General features: G+C 32.7%; 18 protein-coding genes and 1 riboswitch. Of the genes, 16 read left to right on the top strand and 2 right to left on the bottom strand.

The genetic code is table 11. The features are described 5' to 3' along the window. Positions 1–98 precede the first annotated feature (98 nt). The 7 genes from rplU to Z053_RS0107700 all read left to right on the top strand — a co-directional run bounded on the left by rplU (position 99) and on the right by Z053_RS0107700 (position 8,059). Positions 99–662, top strand: a complete 564-nt coding sequence (rplU, locus tag Z053_RS0107735; protein WP_025664472.1) for a 50S ribosomal protein L21 — start codon at positions 99–101, stop codon at positions 660–662. 50 nt (positions 663–712) lie between these two features. Next, entirely contained in the window at positions 713–973 is a 261-nt protein-coding gene (gene rpmA / locus Z053_RS0107730; protein ID WP_024768273.1) for a 50S ribosomal protein L27, read from the top strand. 198 nt (positions 974–1,171) lie between these two features. After that, positions 1,172–1,774 (top strand): hypothetical protein, encoded by a 603-nt coding sequence (locus Z053_RS0107720; RefSeq protein ID WP_025664470.1) that lies wholly within the window; start codon positions 1,172–1,174, stop codon positions 1,772–1,774. 122 nt (positions 1,775–1,896) lie between these two features. After that, positions 1,897–2,232, top strand: coding sequence for a hypothetical protein (locus Z053_RS0107715; protein WP_025664469.1), 336 nt, complete (start codon positions 1,897–1,899; stop codon positions 2,230–2,232). 132 nt (positions 2,233–2,364) lie between these two features. Beyond that, a complete protein-coding gene (locus Z053_RS0107710; RefSeq protein ID WP_025664468.1) occupies positions 2,365–3,957 on the top strand; it encodes a tetratricopeptide repeat protein in 1,593 nt (530 codons plus the stop codon). Positions 3,958–4,129: 172 nt separating this feature from the next. Next, positions 4,130–6,997, top strand: a complete 2,868-nt coding sequence (locus Z053_RS0107705) for a TonB-dependent receptor (RefSeq protein ID WP_025664467.1) — start codon at positions 4,130–4,132, stop codon at positions 6,995–6,997. Positions 6,998–7,054: 57 nt separating this feature from the next. Then, positions 7,055–8,059: a phytase gene (locus Z053_RS0107700; protein ID WP_025664466.1), complete on the top strand. Its 1,005-nt coding sequence runs from the start codon at positions 7,055–7,057 to the stop codon at positions 8,057–8,059. A 73-nt stretch (positions 8,060–8,132) separates the two neighbouring features. Here the strand turns inward: Z053_RS0107700 and ahcY are convergent, their stop codons facing one another. Then, entirely contained in the window at positions 8,133–9,443 is a 1,311-nt protein-coding gene (gene ahcY, locus Z053_RS0107695) for an adenosylhomocysteinase (protein ID WP_025664465.1), read from the bottom strand. Positions 9,444–9,575: 132 nt separating this feature from the next. On the opposite strand from ahcY, the gene Z053_RS0107690 reads away from it, so the two are divergent. From Z053_RS0107690 to Z053_RS0107655, 8 genes are all read left to right on the top strand, one after another. Next, positions 9,576–10,217 (top strand): 4'-phosphopantetheinyl transferase family protein, encoded by a 642-nt coding sequence (locus Z053_RS0107690; RefSeq protein ID WP_025664464.1) that lies wholly within the window; start codon positions 9,576–9,578, stop codon positions 10,215–10,217. A gap of 56 nt (positions 10,218–10,273) precedes the next feature. Continuing rightward, a complete protein-coding gene (locus tag Z053_RS0107685) occupies positions 10,274–10,534 on the top strand; it encodes a hypothetical protein (protein ID WP_025664463.1) in 261 nt (86 codons plus the stop codon). Continuing rightward, on the top strand, positions 10,518–11,150 hold the full coding sequence (gene pnuC / locus Z053_RS0107680; RefSeq protein WP_025664462.1) for a nicotinamide riboside transporter PnuC: 633 nt from the start codon (positions 10,518–10,520) through the stop codon (positions 11,148–11,150). The genes Z053_RS0107685 and pnuC overlap by 17 nt, the downstream gene beginning before the upstream one ends. Beyond that, positions 11,111–11,692 (top strand): AAA family ATPase, encoded by a 582-nt coding sequence (locus Z053_RS0107675; RefSeq protein ID WP_025664461.1) that lies wholly within the window; start codon positions 11,111–11,113, stop codon positions 11,690–11,692. The genes pnuC and Z053_RS0107675 overlap by 40 nt, the downstream gene beginning before the upstream one ends. Then, positions 11,676–13,241, top strand: coding sequence for a DUF4301 family protein (locus Z053_RS0107670; RefSeq protein ID WP_025664460.1), 1,566 nt, complete (start codon positions 11,676–11,678; stop codon positions 13,239–13,241). The genes Z053_RS0107675 and Z053_RS0107670 overlap by 17 nt, the downstream gene beginning before the upstream one ends. Beyond that, positions 13,238–13,639, top strand: a complete 402-nt coding sequence (gene arfB, locus Z053_RS0107665) for an alternative ribosome rescue aminoacyl-tRNA hydrolase ArfB (protein ID WP_025664459.1) — start codon at positions 13,238–13,240, stop codon at positions 13,637–13,639. The genes Z053_RS0107670 and arfB overlap by 4 nt, the downstream gene beginning before the upstream one ends. A gap of 195 nt (positions 13,640–13,834) precedes the next feature. After that, on the top strand, positions 13,835–14,170 hold the full coding sequence (locus Z053_RS28080) for a hypothetical protein (protein ID WP_025664458.1): 336 nt from the start codon (positions 13,835–13,837) through the stop codon (positions 14,168–14,170). A 170-nt stretch (positions 14,171–14,340) separates the two neighbouring features. Then, a complete protein-coding gene (locus Z053_RS0107655; RefSeq protein WP_025664457.1) occupies positions 14,341–15,702 on the top strand; it encodes a sigma-54-dependent transcriptional regulator in 1,362 nt (453 codons plus the stop codon). Here the strand turns inward: Z053_RS0107655 and Z053_RS0107650 are convergent. Then, a complete protein-coding gene (locus tag Z053_RS0107650) occupies positions 15,699–18,131 on the bottom strand; it encodes a hybrid sensor histidine kinase/response regulator (protein WP_025664456.1) in 2,433 nt (810 codons plus the stop codon). The two genes, Z053_RS0107655 and Z053_RS0107650, sit on opposite strands and share 4 nt — an antisense overlap. A gap of 369 nt (positions 18,132–18,500) precedes the next feature. Between Z053_RS0107650 and Z053_RS0107645 the strand changes: the two genes are divergently transcribed. Then, a complete protein-coding gene (locus Z053_RS0107645; protein WP_025664455.1) occupies positions 18,501–20,720 on the top strand; it encodes a TonB-dependent receptor in 2,220 nt (739 codons plus the stop codon). 63 nt (positions 20,721–20,783) lie between these two features. Continuing rightward, a riboswitch (TPP riboswitch) is annotated at positions 20,784–20,883 on the top strand. The last annotated feature ends 48 nt before the right edge of the window (positions 20,884–20,931 follow it).

The raw sequence follows: 20,931 nt of genomic DNA, 5'->3' as shown, positions 1-20,931 counted from the left end.
TATTTGCCATTTAATTAATTAGCAGTATATTTGCACCCGCCTATTTAGAAATAGGCGCAGTTCTTTATTTATAAAAATAATTAATTAAACGTTACGCTATGTACGCAATTGTAGAGATAGCAGGGCAGCAATTTAAAGTTGCAAAAGACCAAAAAGTGTTTGTACATCGTTTAGCAGGAGAAGAAGGAGATAAAGTCTCTTTTGATAAAGTTCTTCTTGCAGCAGATGGAGATAAAGTTACTTTAGGCGCCCCAGCTATAGATGGAGCTCAAGTAGGAGCAAAAATCACAAGACACCTTAAAGGTGATAAAGTTATTGTTTTCAAGAAAAAGAGACGTAAAGGATACCGTGTTAAAAATGGTCACCGCCAATCTCTTACAGAAATTGTTATCGAAAGTATAGTAACTTCTGGAGCTAAGAAAACTGCAACTAAAAAAGCTGAACCAAAAGCTAAAGCAGAGAAAGAAGTAAAAGCTTCTACTCCAAAAACTGAAACTAAAGCAGCTGCTCCTAAGAAAGAAGCAGCAAAGCCGAAAGCTGATAAAGAAGATTTAAGCGCTAAAACAGTAGCTGAATTAAAAGATATGGCTAAAGCGCAGGGAATCTCTGGGATTTCTTCTATGAAGAAAGCAGAATTAATCGAAGCTTTACAAGGAAAATAAAAAACGGCAGGTAATCCCTGTAAGTATTAACAATATAAAACCGAAAGAAAATGGCTCATAAAAAAGGAGTTGGTAGTTCGAAAAACGGTAGAGAATCAGAATCGAAACGCTTAGGTGTGAAGATATTTGGTGGACAAGCTGCCGTGGCTGGTAACATCATTGTAAGACAAAGAGGTACAGCCCACAAGCCAGGTGAAAACGTATATGCAGGTAAAGATCATACTCTACATGCTAAAGTAGATGGTTTAGTGAAATTTACTAAAAAGAAAGACAATAAATCCTATGTTTCTATAGTTCCATTTGAAGCATAAAGGATCTTTCCTTTGTAATATAAAAAAACCCTTTTCTGTATTAAGAAAAGGGTTTTTTGTTTTTCATAAATTTTCTAATGTCTACTTTAAGTTTAAGGAATTTCTTGTTTTAACCTCCAAGAACCAAGCTGTTAAAGACTTTTTCCCTATTCTTAAAAAAAAAGAAATATATTTAACATCAAATTTAAAAACCTAATCATGAAAAAGTTATTATTATTAACATTGTTAATGACTGTTACCCTTTCTTTTAGTCAAAAAAGAAAAGACCAAGAAGGAAGTATTAAAAATTTAAAAGGTATCACAGCGTATAATTTAGTTTTCGATTACGAAAATCTTAAAGTTGACAAATTTGATACTGAAGAAGAGTTTCTGAAAAACAAAATGGAAAAGCGAGAAGCTAAAGAAGCTGGTAGAGGTGAAAGATTTAAAAAATCCTGGTTTGCTGATCGCGAAAACTTATATGAACCAAAATATATAGAATCTTTCAATAAGCGTTTTGATGGTGGAGCTGTTAAAGTTGAAAAAAATCTAGAAGGCGCTACCCATACTATGAAAGTTAAAACAACATGGATTTACCCGGGATATAATGTGGGTGTTATGAAACAACCCTCTAAAGTAAATGCAACGATTATTGTATATGAAACTGGTAATCCTGATAAAATATTATTCTCTACAAAATACTTTAAAGTGCCAGGAAGTAATTTTTATGGAGCCGATTATAATTCTGGATACAGAATAGCCGAAAGTTATGCTAAACTAGCTAAGGAAATGGCAAAATATATCCTTAAAAAAGCAAAGTAATCTCTGACCTATACATTCATAATCAAAAAACAATGATATTGAATGGATATGGGGAATAAAAAATAAGTACACTTTGTATTTTATAGTTAAAATACAAAGTGTACTAAATACATAGAAAAACTATGAGTACTATACTAATCAAAACAGCGTCTTTTATCTTCTTTTTATGTATAACCTTAACTGCTACTTCGCAAAATATTCCTAAATATGATTATCTCGAGGTTATTGTAATTCAAAAAGCAAATAATAGAGGTAAGGTAAAAAGAATTAAGGTAGAGGAACAAACATCTTTAGTGGGTAAGCAAATAACCATTAAACAGCTAGAAGATTTAGAGAAAACCTCTGATTTATTAAACTACATGAATGCTGCTAATTGGGAGTTTGTAGATCGACAATCTATTGTTTCTGAAGAGAATGATCCTGTATGGATGAGTTATATCTTTAGAAAAAAGAAGTGACATGATGTTGTTTTCTTAAAAAGAGAGCATAACATAAAAATAATAAATACGTAACAGCAAAAAATTGTGTGCATCATAGATTTGTGAGATTTTGCAAAATCTAGGGGAATTATTTTTTTCACACAAAGTTTTATGAAACGTATACAGGAACCTATCTTCATTTTATATTGGTTAGTGATAACTATTTCTTTTAGTTCATCTGCACAAATCAATCAGGTTCAAGAAGAAGAAAAGAAACAGGTAGATTCTACATTTCTATCTTTGAGAAGAGAATTAGAAATTTCTCAGCAAAATAAAACACCACATATCATTGCCGAAAAACATCTCCAACTTGGTAAGTTTTATCATAAAGCAAGAGTGTATAATGAAGCCATAGAACATTATAATAGTGCACTGGCATTGATTAAAGAGAATGATACTTTGGCTATTCTTCTGAAAAATGAAATCGGTAAAATATATCTATCCTTAAAAAACAGAAGCAAGGCAAAGGTTTATTTTGATCAAAGTAGATCAACATCTTCTGAGTCTGGTTATATAAAAGGAGAGGCTATAGCAAAAGAGTTATTAGGTTCTTGTTATGAAAAAGAAGGAGAGTATTTAGAAGCGCTTAAGTACCAAAAGGAAAGTCTTGAATTGTTTGAAAAATTAAATGATAAGAAAGGCGTAGCGGTTGTAAATGAAAATATAGGAAGTATTTATGAAGATCTTGAGCAGTATGATCTGGCATATAAATATTTTAAAAAAGCAGCTGAATATTTTGAAAATGTTAACGGGAGCGAACGAATAAATGTTCTGAATAATTTGGGAGATATTAATCGAAAAACAGGTAATTATCCCGATGCTCTTGAATATACACTTAAAGCTTATAATTTGGCAATCGAAGCCCAAGATATGTACCAGTTAAAAAGTGCTCATAAAGATTTATCAAAGACATATGAGTTCATGGGGGATCATAAAAATGCATTTGATCATCTTTTAGAATCTGAACGAATTAATGAATCATTAATTTCTTCTCAAAATATAAATCAATTAAATACGCTTCAGGTAGTTTATGAAACGAAACAAAAAGAGGCGCAAATCAATTTGCTTTTACAGCAAAAAGAAATAAGCCAGGTTAATCAGGATCTTTTGCTTGTTAGCTTAGTTGCAACTGTGTTTATTGCAATCATATCGTTTTTATATTTCAGAAGAAAAAGAAAAGAAAACTCGAAAATACAAGAATATAAACAACGAATGCTAAAGGCAGAATTAGAAAAAAAAGCATTCGAAGAAAAGAATTTACAAGATGAAGTAGATGTAAAAACATCTGCTTTGTCTAGATATAGCTTGCATTTATCGCAAAAAAACAAAATATTATCTGATTTGTCTTTTAGGCTTACCAATATTGCAAATCGAAAGAATATAGATGTGAATGCTAATATCAAGAAAATAGTAAAAGAGATTAATTTCGACCTAAAACAGGAACGAGAATGGGATGAATTCAATAACTTTTTTACAGAAATTCATCCAAATTTCATTAAAAAATTATCTTCATTGTCTGAAGAAAATTTATCACCGGCAGAGTTACGTCTTGGTATGTTGCTACGTCTTAATTTATCATCAAAAGAAATTGCATCAATTTTAAGAGTTACACCCGATAGTGTGAGAGTAGCCAGATATCGTCTAAGAAAAAAACTTCCAATAGATCAAAAAGAAGAGCTTGTTAATTTTATGATAGCCTTGTAAAAAAGTTATAAATCTGTCTTTTTTTGTAAATGTTATTGCAATGTAAATAAATCTTAATTGTTGCCTTGTTGTTTCTCTTAATATAGCCAAATGTTTACCCTTTGTTGCTTTACGTTTTATCCTTATATCCTTTTGTACATATAGCTTTGTCTCGACTTTTAAATTTATAAAAATGATACCATCCGGATTTTTAAAATTGATTTTTGTAACGCTAATAATGATTATAAGTTTCAATACATTGTCAGCACAAAGCGGTTCTATAAAAGGAACTATTACAGACGAGTACGGGATTTACATACCCGGAGCCTCAATATTGATAAGTTCAATAAAAAAAGCGACTGTTTCTGATCAAAATGGGATATTTACACTTGTAGATGTTCCCGAAGGAACTTACACTTTGAAAATAGAGTATTTGGGATTTTCAGATATTGAACAAGAAGTTAGTGTACTTGCATCTAAAACAGTGTCTGCTTCTGTTGTATTAAAACCAGAGAGTGTTCAGCTTGAAGATGTCCAAATTATAGGAAGAGCAATTAGTGGGCAAGCCAAGGCGCTAAATACTCAAAAGAATAACATTAATATTACCAATGTAGTGTCTACCGATCAGATAGGAAAGTTTCCTGATGCAAACATAGGCGATGCAGTAAAGCGTATTCCTGGTATAACGATGCAAGTTGATCAGGGAGAAGCTCGTAATATAATTGTTAGAGGTCTTTCTCCACAGTTAAATTCTGTAACGCTTAATGGTAGTAGAATCCCTTCGGCAGAAGGGGATAATCGAAATATTCAGATGGATCTGATTCCTTCAGATATGATACAGACCATAGAGGTTAATAAAGCAGTAACACCCGATATGGAAGCCGATGCATTAGGAGGATCTGTAAACCTGATTACCAGAACTGCTCCGCAGGGGTTTAGACTTTCTGCCACCTTAGGTTCTGGGATCAGTTTTATTACGGATAAAAGAATACTTAATGGATCATTTCTTATTGGAGATCGATCTAAAAACAAAAAATTTGGCTGGATGCTATCGGCCTCTATTACCGATAATGATTTTGGTTCTGATAATATAGAAGCAGAATGGACCAATGAATTTGAGTATTATACTGGGGTTGATGATGCAGATGGAGAACCAATTCTCGAAGAGATTTCTGTAAATCCTTATGCCAAAGAATTTCAAATACGCACCTATTTAGTGCAACGTATAAGAAGGAGCTTTTCTGCCAATTTTGATTATCAGTTCGATGATAATCATAGCATGTACTTAAAAACCATGTATAACTGGAGAGATGATAGAGAAAATAGATTTCGTTTAGAACATGAAATTTTGGATGGTGAGGATATCGAAATTGATGATTTCACTGTTGTGAATAGAAATCTTACTCGTTTTCCGGTAGAAGTAAAGCGCCAAACCAAAGGTGGGATTGATAATAGCCGAAATAAAAATAGAAGGTTAGAAGATCAACGAATGCAAAATTATAGCTTAGGAGGGGATCATTTATTTGGTAATGTTAAGGTAGATTGGATGGCTTCTTTTGCAAAAGCATCAGAAGAAAGACTCAATGAACGATATGCAGAGTATGAATCTGAATATATTGTGAATAATGATAACTCTAATCCCAAATTTCCGGTTTTCACTCCTGTAAATGGTGCTGATGCCAATAATTTTTCGGGTTTTGAATATGGAGAAATCACAGAAGAAAACCAATATACCGAAGAAGAAGATATAAACTTTTTTGCCAATGTAGAACTCCCTTCTGATTTCTTTGGAAAAGGAAATGGAATTCTGAAATTTGGGGTAAGAAGCCGATTGAAAAAAAAATTAAGAGATAACAGTTTTTTTGAATTTGATTTAGAAGGTAATTTCCCGACACTTGCAGATGTACCTGTACGAAATTATACCGATCCAGGTTTCTCGGCCGGAAGTCAATATCAAGCGGGTTCATATGCGGATGAAAACTGGTTGGGAGGATTAAATCTAGAGAATGGAGAATCTGTTCCTGATGAGTTTTTGAAAGCAAATTTTGATGTAGAAGAAGATGTATTGGCGGGATATGTAATGACGAATCAGAAACTATCTGATAAATTTGGTGTTCTGGCTGGTATTAGAGTAGAACATACTATGATCAATGCTACCGGAAATCAAATTGAAGACGAAGAGAACGTAATAGGTAAAATTACAGAAGAAAAATCATACACTAATGTATTACCGGGTGTTCATTTTAAATATGATCTATCTCCACAAACAATTTTTAGATTTGCCTGGACTAATACTTTGGCCCGGCCTAATTATGTAGATCTGGTACCTACTTTGGATGTCGTATTAGGTGATGAAGAAATTTTTGTAGGGAATTCTGATCTTGATCCTACCACTTCTATGAATTTTGACTTATTAGCAGAACACTATTTTAAATCTGTTGGGATAGTATCTGGTGGGTTGTTTTATAAAAAAATTGATAACTTTATATATACTTTTAGAGGAGAAGCCACCGATGATACTTATGGAGCAGGAACCTCGGGATTTGATATTTTTCAACCGCTTAATGGTGATGATGCTTCTGTTTTTGGAGCAGAAATAGCATTTCAGCGTAAAATGGATTTTTTACCTGGGTTTGCAAAGAATTTAAGTATCTATCTGAATTATACATATCTTACTTCTAGTGCAGATGGAATTCGTAACGAAGACGGTGAAGAACGTTCTGATCTGGATCTTCCAAATACAGCACCTAATATGTTTAACGGATCATTAGGATATAACGATAATAGATTTAGTGTGAGGTTATCTGCCAATTTTTCTGATGCTTATATTGATGAGATTGGAGGAAATACTTTTGAAGATCGTTATTATGACAAGCAATTTTTTCTTGATTTTAATGCAAGTTATGCTATTACAAAAAACCTTAGGGTTTATGCAGATGTAAATAATATCACAAATCAGCCTTTGCGTTTTTATCAAGGAGTTTCACAACGAACGATGCAGGCAGAATATTATGAACGAAGATTTACTTTTGGTTTGAAGTATGATTTGTTCAAAAAATAAAACCACAAACTCTTTTTTTAATTAATTTTTATAAAATTTCAGTAATATTTTAAATACATGAGAAATTCTATTATACTAATTGCAATCATTATATTTTTATCCTGTGATAAGAAACTGCCTCCTATCGATCCTGATATTGTTTCAGAAAAGGTGCAATATGATACCGATGACCCTGCCATTTGGGTTCATCCTACAGATGTTTCAAAAAGCATTGTCTTTGGTACAGATAAGGATACCAATGGAGCAATTTATGCTTTTGATTTAAAAGGAAAAGTAATTACAGAGAAAACGATAAGGAATATTAAATATCCCAATAATATTGATGTAGAATATGGCTTTAGAATTAATGATTCTATTACTGTTGACGTTATTGCTTTTACAGAAAGAGAACGAAATCGAATTCGCTTGTTTTCTGTTCCTGATATGAAACCTTTGGATAATGGTGGTTTTCAGGTTTTTGAAGAAGAAACTGACCTTGAATTAAGAAGACCAATGGGGATAAGTTTGTATAAAGATCCTGTGAGTAAGAATATTTATGCAATCGTAAGTAGAAAATCTGGCCCTGCAGATGATTATTTGCATCAATATCAGTTCTTAAGTGATAGTACAGGCATAAAAACCAAATTGGTAAGAAAGTTTGGAAAGTTTAGTGAAGAAAAGGAAATCGAGGCTATTGCGGTAGACGATGAATTAGGTTTCGTTTATTACTCTGATGAGGGAGTAGGGATTAGAAAATACTATGCGGACCCAGCAAAAGGCAATGAAGAATTGGCAGTGTTTGGAGGAGAATATTTTAAGGATGATATAGAGGGAATTGCTATAGCTGCAAAACCTAACGGGGAAGGAATTCTTATTGTTTCAGATCAACAAAAAGGGCAGTTTAATTTATTTTCGAGAAAAGAAAATAGTTTTATTAAAGCAGTTAATTTAGGAACGATTGCTACAGATGGATGTGATGCAGTTACGGTTTCGCTAAATACTATGTTTACAGAGGGACTTTTTGTTGCTATGAATGAACAACGAGATTTCTATTTTTATAACTTAGAAAAATTAGGACTTTAATTTTTTTTTGAATCAAAAACCCCCTATCTTTTGATAGGGGGTTTCTTATTTTTAACCGCGATAGCGATCTTTTTTAGTATCTGTAATATTCTGGTTTGTATGGCCCTTCAACAGTTACACCAATATACTCAGCTTGATCTTTGCTAAGATCAGTAAGTTCTACTCCAATTTTAGCCAAGTGTAATTTTGCTACCTTTTCATCTAAGTGCTTCGGAAGCATATATACCTTGTTTTCATAATTTTCGAGATTAGTCCAAAGCTCAATTTGTGCTAAAGTCTGATTGGTAAATGAATTACTCATTACAAAACTTGGGTGACCCGTTGCACAACCTAAATTTACTAAACGACCTTCGGCAAGAAGTATAATATCATTACCTCCAATGTTGTACTTATCTACTTGAGGTTTGATTTCAATTTTCTCGCTTTGCGAGTTTAACCAAGCTACATCAATCTCATTATCAAAATGCCCAATATTACAAACAATGGTTTTATCTTTCATTGCTTTAAAATGTTCTCCGCGAACAATATCTTTATTCCCGGTAGTGGTAATAACAATATCTGCATTTCCAACAACAGTTTCTAGTTTTTTCACTTCAAAACCATCCATGGCTGCTTGCAAAGCACAAATCGGATCAATTTCGGTAACAGTAACTATAGAACCGGCTCCTCTAAACGATGCAGCGGTACCTTTACCCACATCTCCATATCCGCAAACAACAACACGTTTACCAGCAAGCATTACATCGGTAGCACGACGAATCGCATCTACAGCACTTTCTTTACATCCGTATTTATTGTCAAATTTTGATTTAGTAACACTATCGTTTACATTAATTGCTGGCATTGGAAGTGTTCCATTTGTCATACGCTCATATAATCTATGAACTCCAGTAGTTGTTTCCTCAGATAAACCATTGATTCCTTCTACCAATTCAGGATACTTATCTAAAACCATATTAGTTAAGTCTCCTCCATCATCAAGGATCATATTTAAAGGTTTACGATCTTCGCCAAAAAATAGAGTTTGTTCTATACACCAGTCGAATTCTTCATCATTCATACCTTTCCAGGCATATACAGGAGTACCTGCTTCTGCAATTGCAGCTGCAGCTTGATCCTGAGTAGAAAATATGTTACAAGAACTCCAGGTTACCTCTGCACCAAGAGCCTGAAGTGTTTCTATTAACACTGCAGTTTGGATGGTCATATGAAGACAACCCGCAATACGAGCACCTTTAAGAGGTTGCTCATCTTTGTATTCTTCACGAAGAGACATAAGTCCAGGCATTTCTGCTTCAGCTAATTCAATTTCTTTTCTTCCCCAAGCAGCTAATGAAATATCTTTCACCTTGTAAGGAACATAAGGTACAGTTTTAGTACTCATAGTAGTTAATTTTATGTTTATGAAGTGCTTTCTGGTATTTCGCACTAAATTGTTCTAAATTCGTTTCCCGAAAATATGGAATAATATTCCTTTTTCGGTTTGCAAAGGTACATAATAACTTTAAAAATTTAAATGCCTCTTTACAAAACTATAACAGTAGATGAAAGTACTAATGTGTTGATTTGGAAGATTGAAGAATCTTATGACTCTCTCTGTCAGGGAATAGAATTAACACAACATTGCCAGAATAGAGTAGATAATATGAAATCTGATATGCATCGCAGAGGCTTTATGAGTGTTAGGCATCTGTTGGCTGCATTTGGTTATACCGATCATGATCTGTATTATGATGAATTCGGAAAACCACATCTTAAAGACGGAAAACAAATCTCAATCACTCATTCTTATGAGTATGCAGGAATCATAATTAGTGATAAACTTGTAGGAATTGATATCGAAAAACAAAGAGAAAAGATTCATAGAATTGCTCATAAATTTGTGAATGATTTTGAGAATGATGCTCTGGAAAAACAAAATCTGGATAAGACTCGTGCATTAACTATAATTTGGGGAGCCAAAGAATCTTTGTATAAGTTATATGCAACGGCAGGCTTAAGTTTTGAGCAACATATTTATATTTCTCCTTTTACATTAGAATATCCATTTGTTTATGGTGCTGTTAATTATAAGGATGAAATAACTCATTATGATATGGCATTTGTAGAATTTGAGGGATTTACCTGTGTATATGCTTTACCAGCTTCTGAAATATAAATTTTGTAGCTACGAATACATGAATATTTTATGAGAAATATCATAAAAAAGATAACATGCAAATATCAATAGAATTAACCCTTACCCCGCTTCAAGCTGATTTTGAAGAACATATTATTCGTTTTATAAAACGGTTAAGGGCATCTGAGTTTACAGTTATAGAAAATCCTTTAAGTACTCAAATCTATGGAGAATATGATGAAGTAATGTCTTTTCTGACTTTAGAAATTAAAAACGCGTTTGGAGATATGGATCACGTTTTGGTGTATATGAAAATGGTAAAAAGTAATAGAAGTGATTATGAACCCCATTTTTGAATTTTTATTTGGGCAGTATTCAGAATACTCCGATTTACATATAACTCTCGAGATTATAGCGGCACTTTTTGGTCTGCTAAGTGTGATCTTTGCTTGGTTTAATAAGATTTGGGTATATCCAACGGGTATTATAAGTACTGCAATTTATGTGTATTTATTATTACAATGGTCATTGTTAGGGGATATGATGATTAATGCGTATTATTTTATAATGAGTATTTATGGATGGTACATCTGGACCCGAAAAATAGATGAGACACATGTTACTCCCATTGCAAGAACAACTATTGAAGAAAAGAATATATCAGCAATAATCTTTGTCATGACCTTGCTTTTTGTGTATGGAGTTTATGTTTTTTTTGATAAGTTAAATGATTGGGCAGCATATATAGATACCTTAACTACAGCGATATTCTTTGTTGGAATGTGGTTAATGGCAAAAAGAAAAATTGAAAATTGGATATTTTGGATTATCGGAGATATTATTTCGGTACCGTTATATTTTTATAAAGGATTTACATTTACCAGTTTGCAATATGTAGTGTTTACGATTATTGCAATTTTTGGATATATCACATGGAAAAAAAGCTTAGACAACGACCCGGCAATTGTGTAAAAATAGTATTGTTTGGTCCAGAATGTACGGGTAAAACTACATTGTCCAGGCAATTGGCAGCATATTATAATACGGAGTGTGTTCCCGAATATATGCGAGAATATTTGCAAAGAAAATGGGACAAATCCAAAGAAGTATGTGTGTATGATGATATGCTTCAGATTGCAGAAGGGCAAATGAAATTAGAAAATGAAATTGCTCAAAAAGTTAACACCCTATTGTTTTGCGATACAAATCTTTTAGAACTCAAAGTATATTCAGAAGCATACTACGATGGGACTGTTCCCGAAACCTTAAATAAAATTTCATTAGAAAATGTTTATGATTTGTATCTTTTGACTTATATTGACATTCCTTGGATTGCCGATGATCTAAGGGACAAACCCCACGAACGAGAAGAAATGTTTTTAAGATTTAAAGAATGTCTTGATAAACATAATCTTCCATACATCGTCTTAAAAGGAGATAAAACATCTCGTTTTGAAAAAGCATTGACACACATTAGCCAATTAATAGAAGATAAAAGTGAATATAACAGATAAAGATATTAAGTTAATCAAATCAAAAGGATTAACGATTGATAAGGTGCTTACACAAATAGAAACTTTTAAAAATGAAATCCCTTTTGTAGCTTTAAGAAGTGCAGCAACACTGGATAATGGAATCCTTAAATTTTCTGAACACTACCAGTCAGAACTTACCAAGTTATACGATTCTAGAGTGCAGCATCTCGAAACAATAAAATTTGTTCCTGCATCGGGTGCAGCTACACGAATGTTTAAAGATTTATTTCGGTTTCTTGATAATTATGATTTTAAGAAAGAAAGTCTTAATTCTTATACGAATCATGAAAAAGCAGATGCAATACGCCTTTTTTTAATAGGTCTGGAAAAATTTCCATTCTATGACATAGTTATGGAAAAAGTAAAAAGTGCCTATCCTAAATTTGGATCGTTATCCGAAGGGAAACAATTGTATATTTTTGTCGAAATGATGCTAAAAGAGAAAGGATTAAATTATGGAACCTTTCCTAAAGGATTATTTCCTTTTCATAAATATGATGATAGCATAGCAACCTCTTTTGAAGAACATTTATATGAGGCAGCCGGTTATAATACTAATGATAAAAGTGATTCTAAACTGCATTTTACGATTTCTAAAGACCATCTCGAAGCTTTTAAAGGTGAGTTTGAAAGAATTAAGAAAAAAGTTGAAGAGAAGACCAATACCAATTTTAGTATTACCTATTCATTTCAAAAATCAGAAACAGATACTATCGCAGTAACAGAAGATAATGAACCGTTTAGAAAAGAAGATGGATGTTTGTTGTTTAGACCCGGAGGACATGGAGCGTTGATCGAAAACTTAAATGATTTAGATGCAGATATTATTTACATTAAAAATATAGATAATGTAGTGGTACGTAAATATCAAGATGAGGTTTCTGGATATAAAAAAGTATTAGCAGGTAAGCTTATCGAAATTCAGGACGAAGTATTTAGAATATTAAATGCAATTGATGAAAAGAAGCCTTCAGAAGCAGAGTTAAAAGACATCAAGAAGTTTTTGGTACACCAGCTTAATGTAAGATTGCCACTAGATTTTGATAAATTTTCTGATAAATACAAACTTCAATTCTTACGAGAATCCTTAAATCGACCTATTCGGGTTTGTGGTATGGTAATTAATGAAGGAGAACCAGGAGGAGGCCCATTTTGGATAAAGCGCGAAAATGGAAGATTGGTATTACAGATTATCGAAGCACCACAAATTGATAAAAAAGATCGAAGACAAGAAGAGATTCTTGGTAGCGCTACTCATTTTAATCCGGTTGATTTGGTATGTGGCGTAAGAGATTATAACGGTAAGAAATTTAACCTACTTGATTTTGTAGATCCTGATGCAGGATTTATTACCCAAAAAACTTTGAATGGTAAGATTCTTAAAGCACTGGAGCTTCCCGGGTTATGGAATGGCGCAATGGCAAATTGGATTAGTGTATTTGTAGAAGTACCATTAACTACATTTAACCCTGTGAAAACAGTAAATGATTTACTTAAGTCTGCACACCAGGTAACTCTTTTTTCGTGAATACTTCTATAGTCATAAATGAACTAAAATTTAAAGCCATTCGAAGCTCTGGAGCAGGAGGTCAACATGTAAATAAAGTATCTTCAAAAATAGAACTAGCTTTAGATATCATGACATCGACAGGGTTTACCGATGACGAAAAATTACGACTGAGTCAGAAGTTGTCTTCACGATTAACCAAATCTGGTGTTTTATTATTACAATGTGGTGATAGTAGAAGTCAACATAGAAATAAAGAATTGGTGATTAAAAGGCTTTTGGAGATTCTTAAGGCCAATCTCTATATTCCTAAAAAAAGAAAACAAACTAAACCTTCTAGAGCAGCTATCAAAAAACGTCTGAATAGTAAACAAAAGCATGCATTAAAGAAAGCTAATCGTAAAAAGCCTTCTTTGTAAGTTAATCTCTTTTTAAAAAGTGTGTAACATTTCTACACTTTTGTGTGGATTCTACATTTTCTACACCGAAACATTTATACATGTAAAAATATCAACTTATTGATAATCAGGTGTTTAAATTGTTTTTGCTTGTAATTACATCTTTGGAACAATTATTACTATTTATTAACTGTAGAAATAATTCAGTAACCCAAAATGAAAAAGTTACCAATGATAGTAGCGATTGTAGTAAGTATCTTTTCGGCACAGGGTGTTGTTGCTCAGGACGAATTAGCCGTTCTTAGTGATGATCTCGAGTTTAGAGACTATGAGTATGAGCAGCAGGAATATACTGAAATCAATATTGTAGAATTGCCATTATCAATTCAAGAAGCAGCTGCCAAAGATTTTGCAGAGTTAAGGATTGTAAAAGCATATATATCTAAGGATAATACGTATAAAATTATCCTGCAAAGTAAAGACGATAATACAAAAGTTGTATTTGCAAGCGCTAATGGCGAATGGATAAAGCCAAACGACAATAAATCTTAAATCTAGGGGTAGAAAAGGATATCGTTTTGCAACCAAGGACGATATAAAGTTGTTTAGTGCTAAAAAAGAGACTCAATCCCAAGGGTCTCTTTTTTTATGTTTTTATTCGAACTAAGTATTTTAAATCGTAATTTTATACAATAGCTTTTTTAGGGAATAAATTTTTAAATATGTCTAAGATACTTATCGTAGAAGATGATGTGGCTTTTTGTACAATGCTTAAGACCTTTTTACAAAAAAAGGAATATAAGGTCTTTACAGCATTTTCTGGTAATGAAGCTATTCAAAAAATAAAGAAAGAAACTTTTGATGTTGTACTTTCTGATGTGAGATTACCCGATAGTGATGGTATTACCTTATTAGCCGAAATTTTAAAACATAGCTCGGATACTCAAGTAATTATTATGACGGGTTATGCCGAAATCAATATGGCTGTTAGTGCTATTAAACAAGGAGCTTTTGACTATGTTTCAAAACCATTTAATCCAGATACTATACTGCATACTATAGAAAAAGCATTAAATAAACAAGGATTTATATCAGACAAAACGGTTAAAGAAAAGGAAACTAATGTAATACAGCCTAAAATACCAAAAAGGGCTAATGATTCTTTTGTTCGTGGAGTTAGTGATGCTTCCAAAAAACTAAATGAATATGTCGCTCTGGTAGCTCCTACACGCATGTCTGTTTTAGTAATAGGAGATAGTGGTACAGGTAAAGAATACGTGGCCAGCAGTATTCATAAAGCAAGTAAGCGAGCAGATAAACCATTTGTTGCGGTAGATTGCGGAGCTATTCCTAAAGAAATAGCTTCTAGTGAGTTTTTTGGGCATATAAAAGGGTCCTTTACCGGGGCAGTAAATGATAAAGTGGGACATTTTGAGGCTGCAAATAAAGGAACATTATTTTTAGATGAAATAGGTAATCTAAGTTATGAGCTACAAGTTCAATTGTTAAGAGCACTTCAGGAACGAAAAATCAAGCCAGTAGGTAGTAATAAAGAAATAGAAGTAGATATTAGAGTAATAGTCGCTACTAATGAAGATCTTAGTCATGCCGTAAAGGAAGGGGATTTTCGAGAAGATTTGTATCATAGATTAAATGAATTTTCTATTAAGGTACCGCCTTTGCGAGATAGAATTGAAGATCTGATGCTTTTTGCAAATCACTTTCTCGAAGAATCAAATATCGAATTAGAAAAACATGTAGTTGGATTCACTGATGAAGTATTGGAAGCATTTAAAAAATACAATTGGCCTGGTAACTTAAGAGAATTAAGAAATATGGTAAAACGATCTGTTCTTCTTTCTCAAAGTGATATGATTACATTAGATGTATTACCAAATGATATAGCATATGCTCCTCATAATGCAAAACAAACTTATGGATTGTTTAAAAACCAAAATGAACAGGAATTGATTCTTGATGCGCTAGAAAAAGCAAATGGAAATAAAGCTAAAGCCGCCAGAATGCTTTTGATAGATCGAAAAACACTGTACAATAAATTAAAACAGTACGATATTAGTCTTTAATTTTCTACTTTTAATTTATCAATTAAATCTTCAATTTTTTCGATACCATCATTTGTTAGATTTAATATCGCTTTTTTATTAAGGTGATATTGATCCGGATGTTCTAGCTTTTCTAGAATAGGTACTACTTCTTTTGCTTTGATCTGTTTAAACATAGGAAGCATTTTGTGAGCAATCTTTTTAATATGATAGATGTCTTTTTTTCTTATTGTCATTTTTAGTTCTTTAACATTGTCAATAGTACTTTCATAAAATGTATCTAGAATTGCATATAAAGAATCAGAATCACCTTGCGCAAAAAGCATTAGATCATTAAGAGAATATTGTTCATTAGATAGGTTAAGGCCATTATGAGTTGTCCCATTATAATTGGTTAAATCAACACTAAGTACCTTGGCAATAAGATCAATTAATTCCTTTGGGGCATATGGTTTTCGTAAGCTGGCAGCAAATCCGGCCTCTTGATACTCTGTAAAAGAAGTATCTGTTCTACCAGATAATGCAACAACTGGTATAGTGGATTGATTTGCATTACTTTTTATAGATTGTAAAAGTTCAAAACCACCCATTTTTGGCATTTGAATATCAGTAAGCACAAGATCGTATGTATTGGTCTGTAATAATGAAATCGCTTCAATACCGTTTTTACAAATATCATAAGTCAGACCAGCTAATGTAGCTACCTCACTAGTTAGAGCTAATTGACTAGGATCATCATCAACGATCAAAACCTTCTTATTTGTAAAATTCTGTATTTCTGTGACTTCTGACTCCTCTTCTAGGATTAATGTGCCAGACTGTTTAAAAGGAATATAAAATGTAAATTTACTACCTACATTAAGTTCACTCTCTAATTCGATTTTGCCTTTTAAGAGTTTAATTATTTTTTTGGTAATAGCAAGCCCTAAACCAAAACCACCATACTTTTTCTCGGTATTATCATCTCCTTGAGAAAACTCTTCGAAAATGTAATGCTGCTGTTCTTTTGTAATTCCGATTCCTGTATCTATTACAGATATAACCAATTGTTTTTCCGACAAACCATTTTCGATAACCTTACTATCAATTGTTATAGAGCCTTCATTAGTAAATTTATAAGCATTATTTACCAAATTTGTCAATACCTGTTTTATTCTAAAAGGATCTCCTAAATATTGTTTTTTTAATTGAGGATCTGTTATAATCCTTATATCAAGATTTTTCTTGTCATTTATAGGAATAACACTTGAAATTGTATTTTCTATTAATTTTTGTGGAGAAAACGGAAGCTCTTCAATTACCATTCGACCGGCCTCAAGTTTTGATAAATCAAGAAGGTCATTTACCAGGTGAAGAATATAGTCTGATGATTTTTTTAAATGGTCCAGATAGTGTTTTTGCTTATTATCCAGCCCCGTTCTTTCTAACAAATCCGAATATCCGATAACCGTATTTAAAGGAGAACGGAGATCATGAGTAACCGTGTTAATCAAAGATTCCCGTGTTTTTAAAAGAGATTCGGTATATGTTTTTTCGGCTTCGAGTTCATTACGGTATTTTTGACTTTTAGAAACATCTTTAGTAATCAAAAACAGAAATATGATTGCTATTAGCAGACTAATAGCTGCAATTACTACAATAATATCTGCAGTATTATTTAAAACCTGATTTGAAGCTTCTAGACGTGCAAAATATTCATTTCTTTCATTACGTTCAATAGAAGCAAGTAAATCCCTTAACTGTTTTGTAATGATTTGATCTTTTTTGAGAAGATTGTTCTCCTTTAGCGTTATTTCACGCCTATATTTTCTATCCTTTTGCTCAAGCTCAGCAAGTACTTGTTTTACAGAAGTAGCTAATGAATCGACTGTCTGATTGGTAAGTCGTTTTGCATTATCTTGTTTGGTTAACTCTAGAATATTTATCAATGCCCTTCTTGTACGAGGATCATATTTTTTAAATCGGATATCGTATTTGGTATATCCACCAAAGCTTTTGTTTACTTTTTCCAGTTCATCAATAGCAGTCTCGTATAACCCTTTTTGTTTTCGCTGCTCATAAACTTTAATAAGCTCTTCGAGGTTTTTATTTTTACTATCAATAAGATGTTTAATACTATCGATTTTTCGGGTTTGTAGGGTGTCATCAGATATTTCAGAAACCTGATTAATCGTTTTTAAGATAGTATCTATTTTAGCTTTATAAGTAATAAACTTTTTAACATCAGAAGTTTGAATGATATTTCTTGTTAAGCTTTCAGCCTCATATAGTCCTGTTATCGTTTCACCAACAAGAAAGAGTTTTTCATTATTTTGATTTTTGATTTCGGTGATTTGAGTATAATTGCCTAATTGCTGGTAGATAACCCAAAATGCAGTTACGGCAAGTAAACCCGCAAGTAGATAGCCTGCAATAATTTTAAAAGTAACCGATCTTTTCGTATTCTTCATAACCCTTTTATAACTTCAAAAACCCTAAAGCATTGCTTTGTTTTAGTATAGATTCTACATTACATCAAATAAATGTACAATAAATCAATAAAACACAGTATTTTTGCGCCAAAATCTCAAAGGGGTGCTTTTTAAGTTTTAAACGTAAAAGGCTGAGATCATACCCGATGAACCTGGGCGAGTAATGTTGCCAAGGGACTGTGGAACCAAAAAAGGTGCGATGTGCCTCTTTTGTGATAAGCAAGATGACATATAAGAAAATACCAAAACGTTAGGTAAAATGTGTGTTCTTAATGGTATCAGGCTTTTTTTAAGTACTAATTTTATAACAGAATAATAACCCCTTTTATTCGTAATGAATGTTTACGGATGAAAAACGTATTATTATATCTTACACTCTTATTGTTGAGCATTAACCTTACGGCTCAGGAGAAATCAACAGACTCTACTCAAACCAAGATAGAAAAACTAGATGAGGTTTTAGTAAAATCTGTACGAGTAGAAGCAGATTCACCTATCACCCATTCTAATTTGTCTAAAGAGGAACTGGCGACACGCAATCTAGGTCAGGATATTCCAATTTTATTAAATTATTTACCAGGAGTCGTTACGACTTCTGATGCAGGAACTGGAGTTGGGTATACATATATTAGAGTAAGAGGTAGCGATGCATCAAGAGTAAATGTTACATTAAATGGGATACCTTTTAATGATGCAGAGAGTCAGGGTACTTTTTGGGTAAACCTTCCGGATTTTGCATCTTCTGTCGAAAATCTTCAACTTCAGCGTGGAGTAGGAACTTCAACTAATGGTTCGGGAGCTTTTGGCGCAAGTTTAAACCTATTAACAGATGCTGTTTCTGAAAAAGCTAATGCAGAAATTTCGAATACTGTAGGATCCTTCGGAACCAGAAAGCATAACCTGAAATTTAGTACAGGGTTAATTAATGAAAAGATAGAAATAGCAGGTCGTTTATCTGCTATTGCATCAGATGGTTATGTCGACCGCGCTTCTTCAGATTTAAAATCGTATTTCGTACAAGGATCTTATGTAAACGATAACACTTTAATAAAAGCAATTACTTTTGGTGGACATGAAATTACATATCAATCGTGGAATGGTATTGATAAGACTACTTTAGAAAATGACAGACGATTTAATCCAATAGGATTTCAATATGATGCCGAAGGAAATCTTCAAGGATTTTATGAGAATGAAGTAGATAATTATAAACAAGATCATTACCAATTGCATTGGAATCAAAAGTATAACAATAACTGGTCTACAAATTTAGGCTTAAATTATACATATGGTCGAGGATTCTTTGAGCAATATGTAGATGAGTGGCATTATAGTAATGTATTATTTTCTGATCAGGCTACTTTGGCGTTTTTAGGAGTAAACCCTGTTACTGTTAATGGAGAAGAAATTACGCAAACCGATTACCTTCGCAAGAGATGGTTGCAGAACGATTTTTACGTTGCAAATGCTAGTGTGAATTATAAAGATAATAACCTCGATATCGATTTTGGTGGATTCTATAGTTATTACGACGGAGATCATTTTGGTGAAATTATTTGGACAGAGAACCCTATCGGTTTTCAGAGCGGAGACAAATACTATTTTGGAAATGGAAAGAAAACCGAGTACTCTGTTTTTGGTAAAACCACCTATAGAATTAATGATAAGTGGAGTGCATTTTTAGACTTGCAAGGACGTTTTGTAAATTATAAAACCTCGGGGTTAACTTCAAAAAGAGTTGCGCTTCAAGTAGATAAAAACTACGCATTCTTTAACCCAAAAATGGGAGCAACCTTTCATGTAAATGATGCAAATCATCTATATGTATCTTATGCCAGAGCCAATAGGGAACCAAGAAGAGATGACTTTGAAAATGGTATAGATACAGCAGAGAGGCTTAATGATATTGAGCTAGGGTGGCGATTAGCAAAAAACAAAATAATAGTAAATACCAACCTTTATTATATGTGGTATAGAGATCAATTGGTACTAACAGGAGCATTAGATGATGTAGGTGCACCAATTAGAGCAACTAGTGGAGAAAGTTATCGTTTGGGAATCGAAATAGATGCGGATATCACGCTTTCTGATCAATTTGTAATTAAACCCAATGTTTCATTAAGTACGAATAAAAATAAAGATTTTATAACCTCTAGAGATGGTAGTTTCGTCAATTTGGGAGATACAAACATCTCATATTCTCCTAATATTGTAGCAGGTAATATGTTTATGTATCGTCCTATAAAAAACCTTCAATTAGGATTGCTGTCTAAGTTTGTAGGAGAGCAATACATGGGTAATATTGATAGTGAAGTTTCGAAACTTGATAGCTTCTTTATAAATGACCTTAATGTGGTATATGAAATAAAGAATATTCCTGTTTTTAAATCAATAGTATTAACAGGGTTGGTTAATAATGTCTTTGATGAGGAATATGTGTCTAATGGATACTTTTTTACATTTGATGATGATTTTTCTAATCCAGGTACGGTGACTACCATCGAAGGAGCAGGTTTTTATCCGCAGGCAGGGATTAATTTTTTACTTGGAGCAACATTAAAATTTTAAATAAGAGGAGGTTAAAACTTGGCTTTAACCTTCTTTTTTGTATAAGTTTTATTACTTTTATAACATAAACTTTAGGGGTGTCCTTAACTTAGGTTAGGTCTGAGAAATACCCTTTGAACCTGATGCGGTTAGTACCGACGAAGGGAAAAGTAAATATCACATTTTTATACGTGTGATTTTTCTTCTCTATTTAGGCAATTACGACCTAAAG

This window comes from Aquimarina megaterium XH134 (assembly GCF_000520975.1).
Lineage (GTDB): Bacteria > Bacteroidota > Bacteroidia > Flavobacteriales > Flavobacteriaceae > Aquimarina > Aquimarina megaterium.
This window is presented reverse-complemented; position numbering and strand designations above follow the sequence as displayed.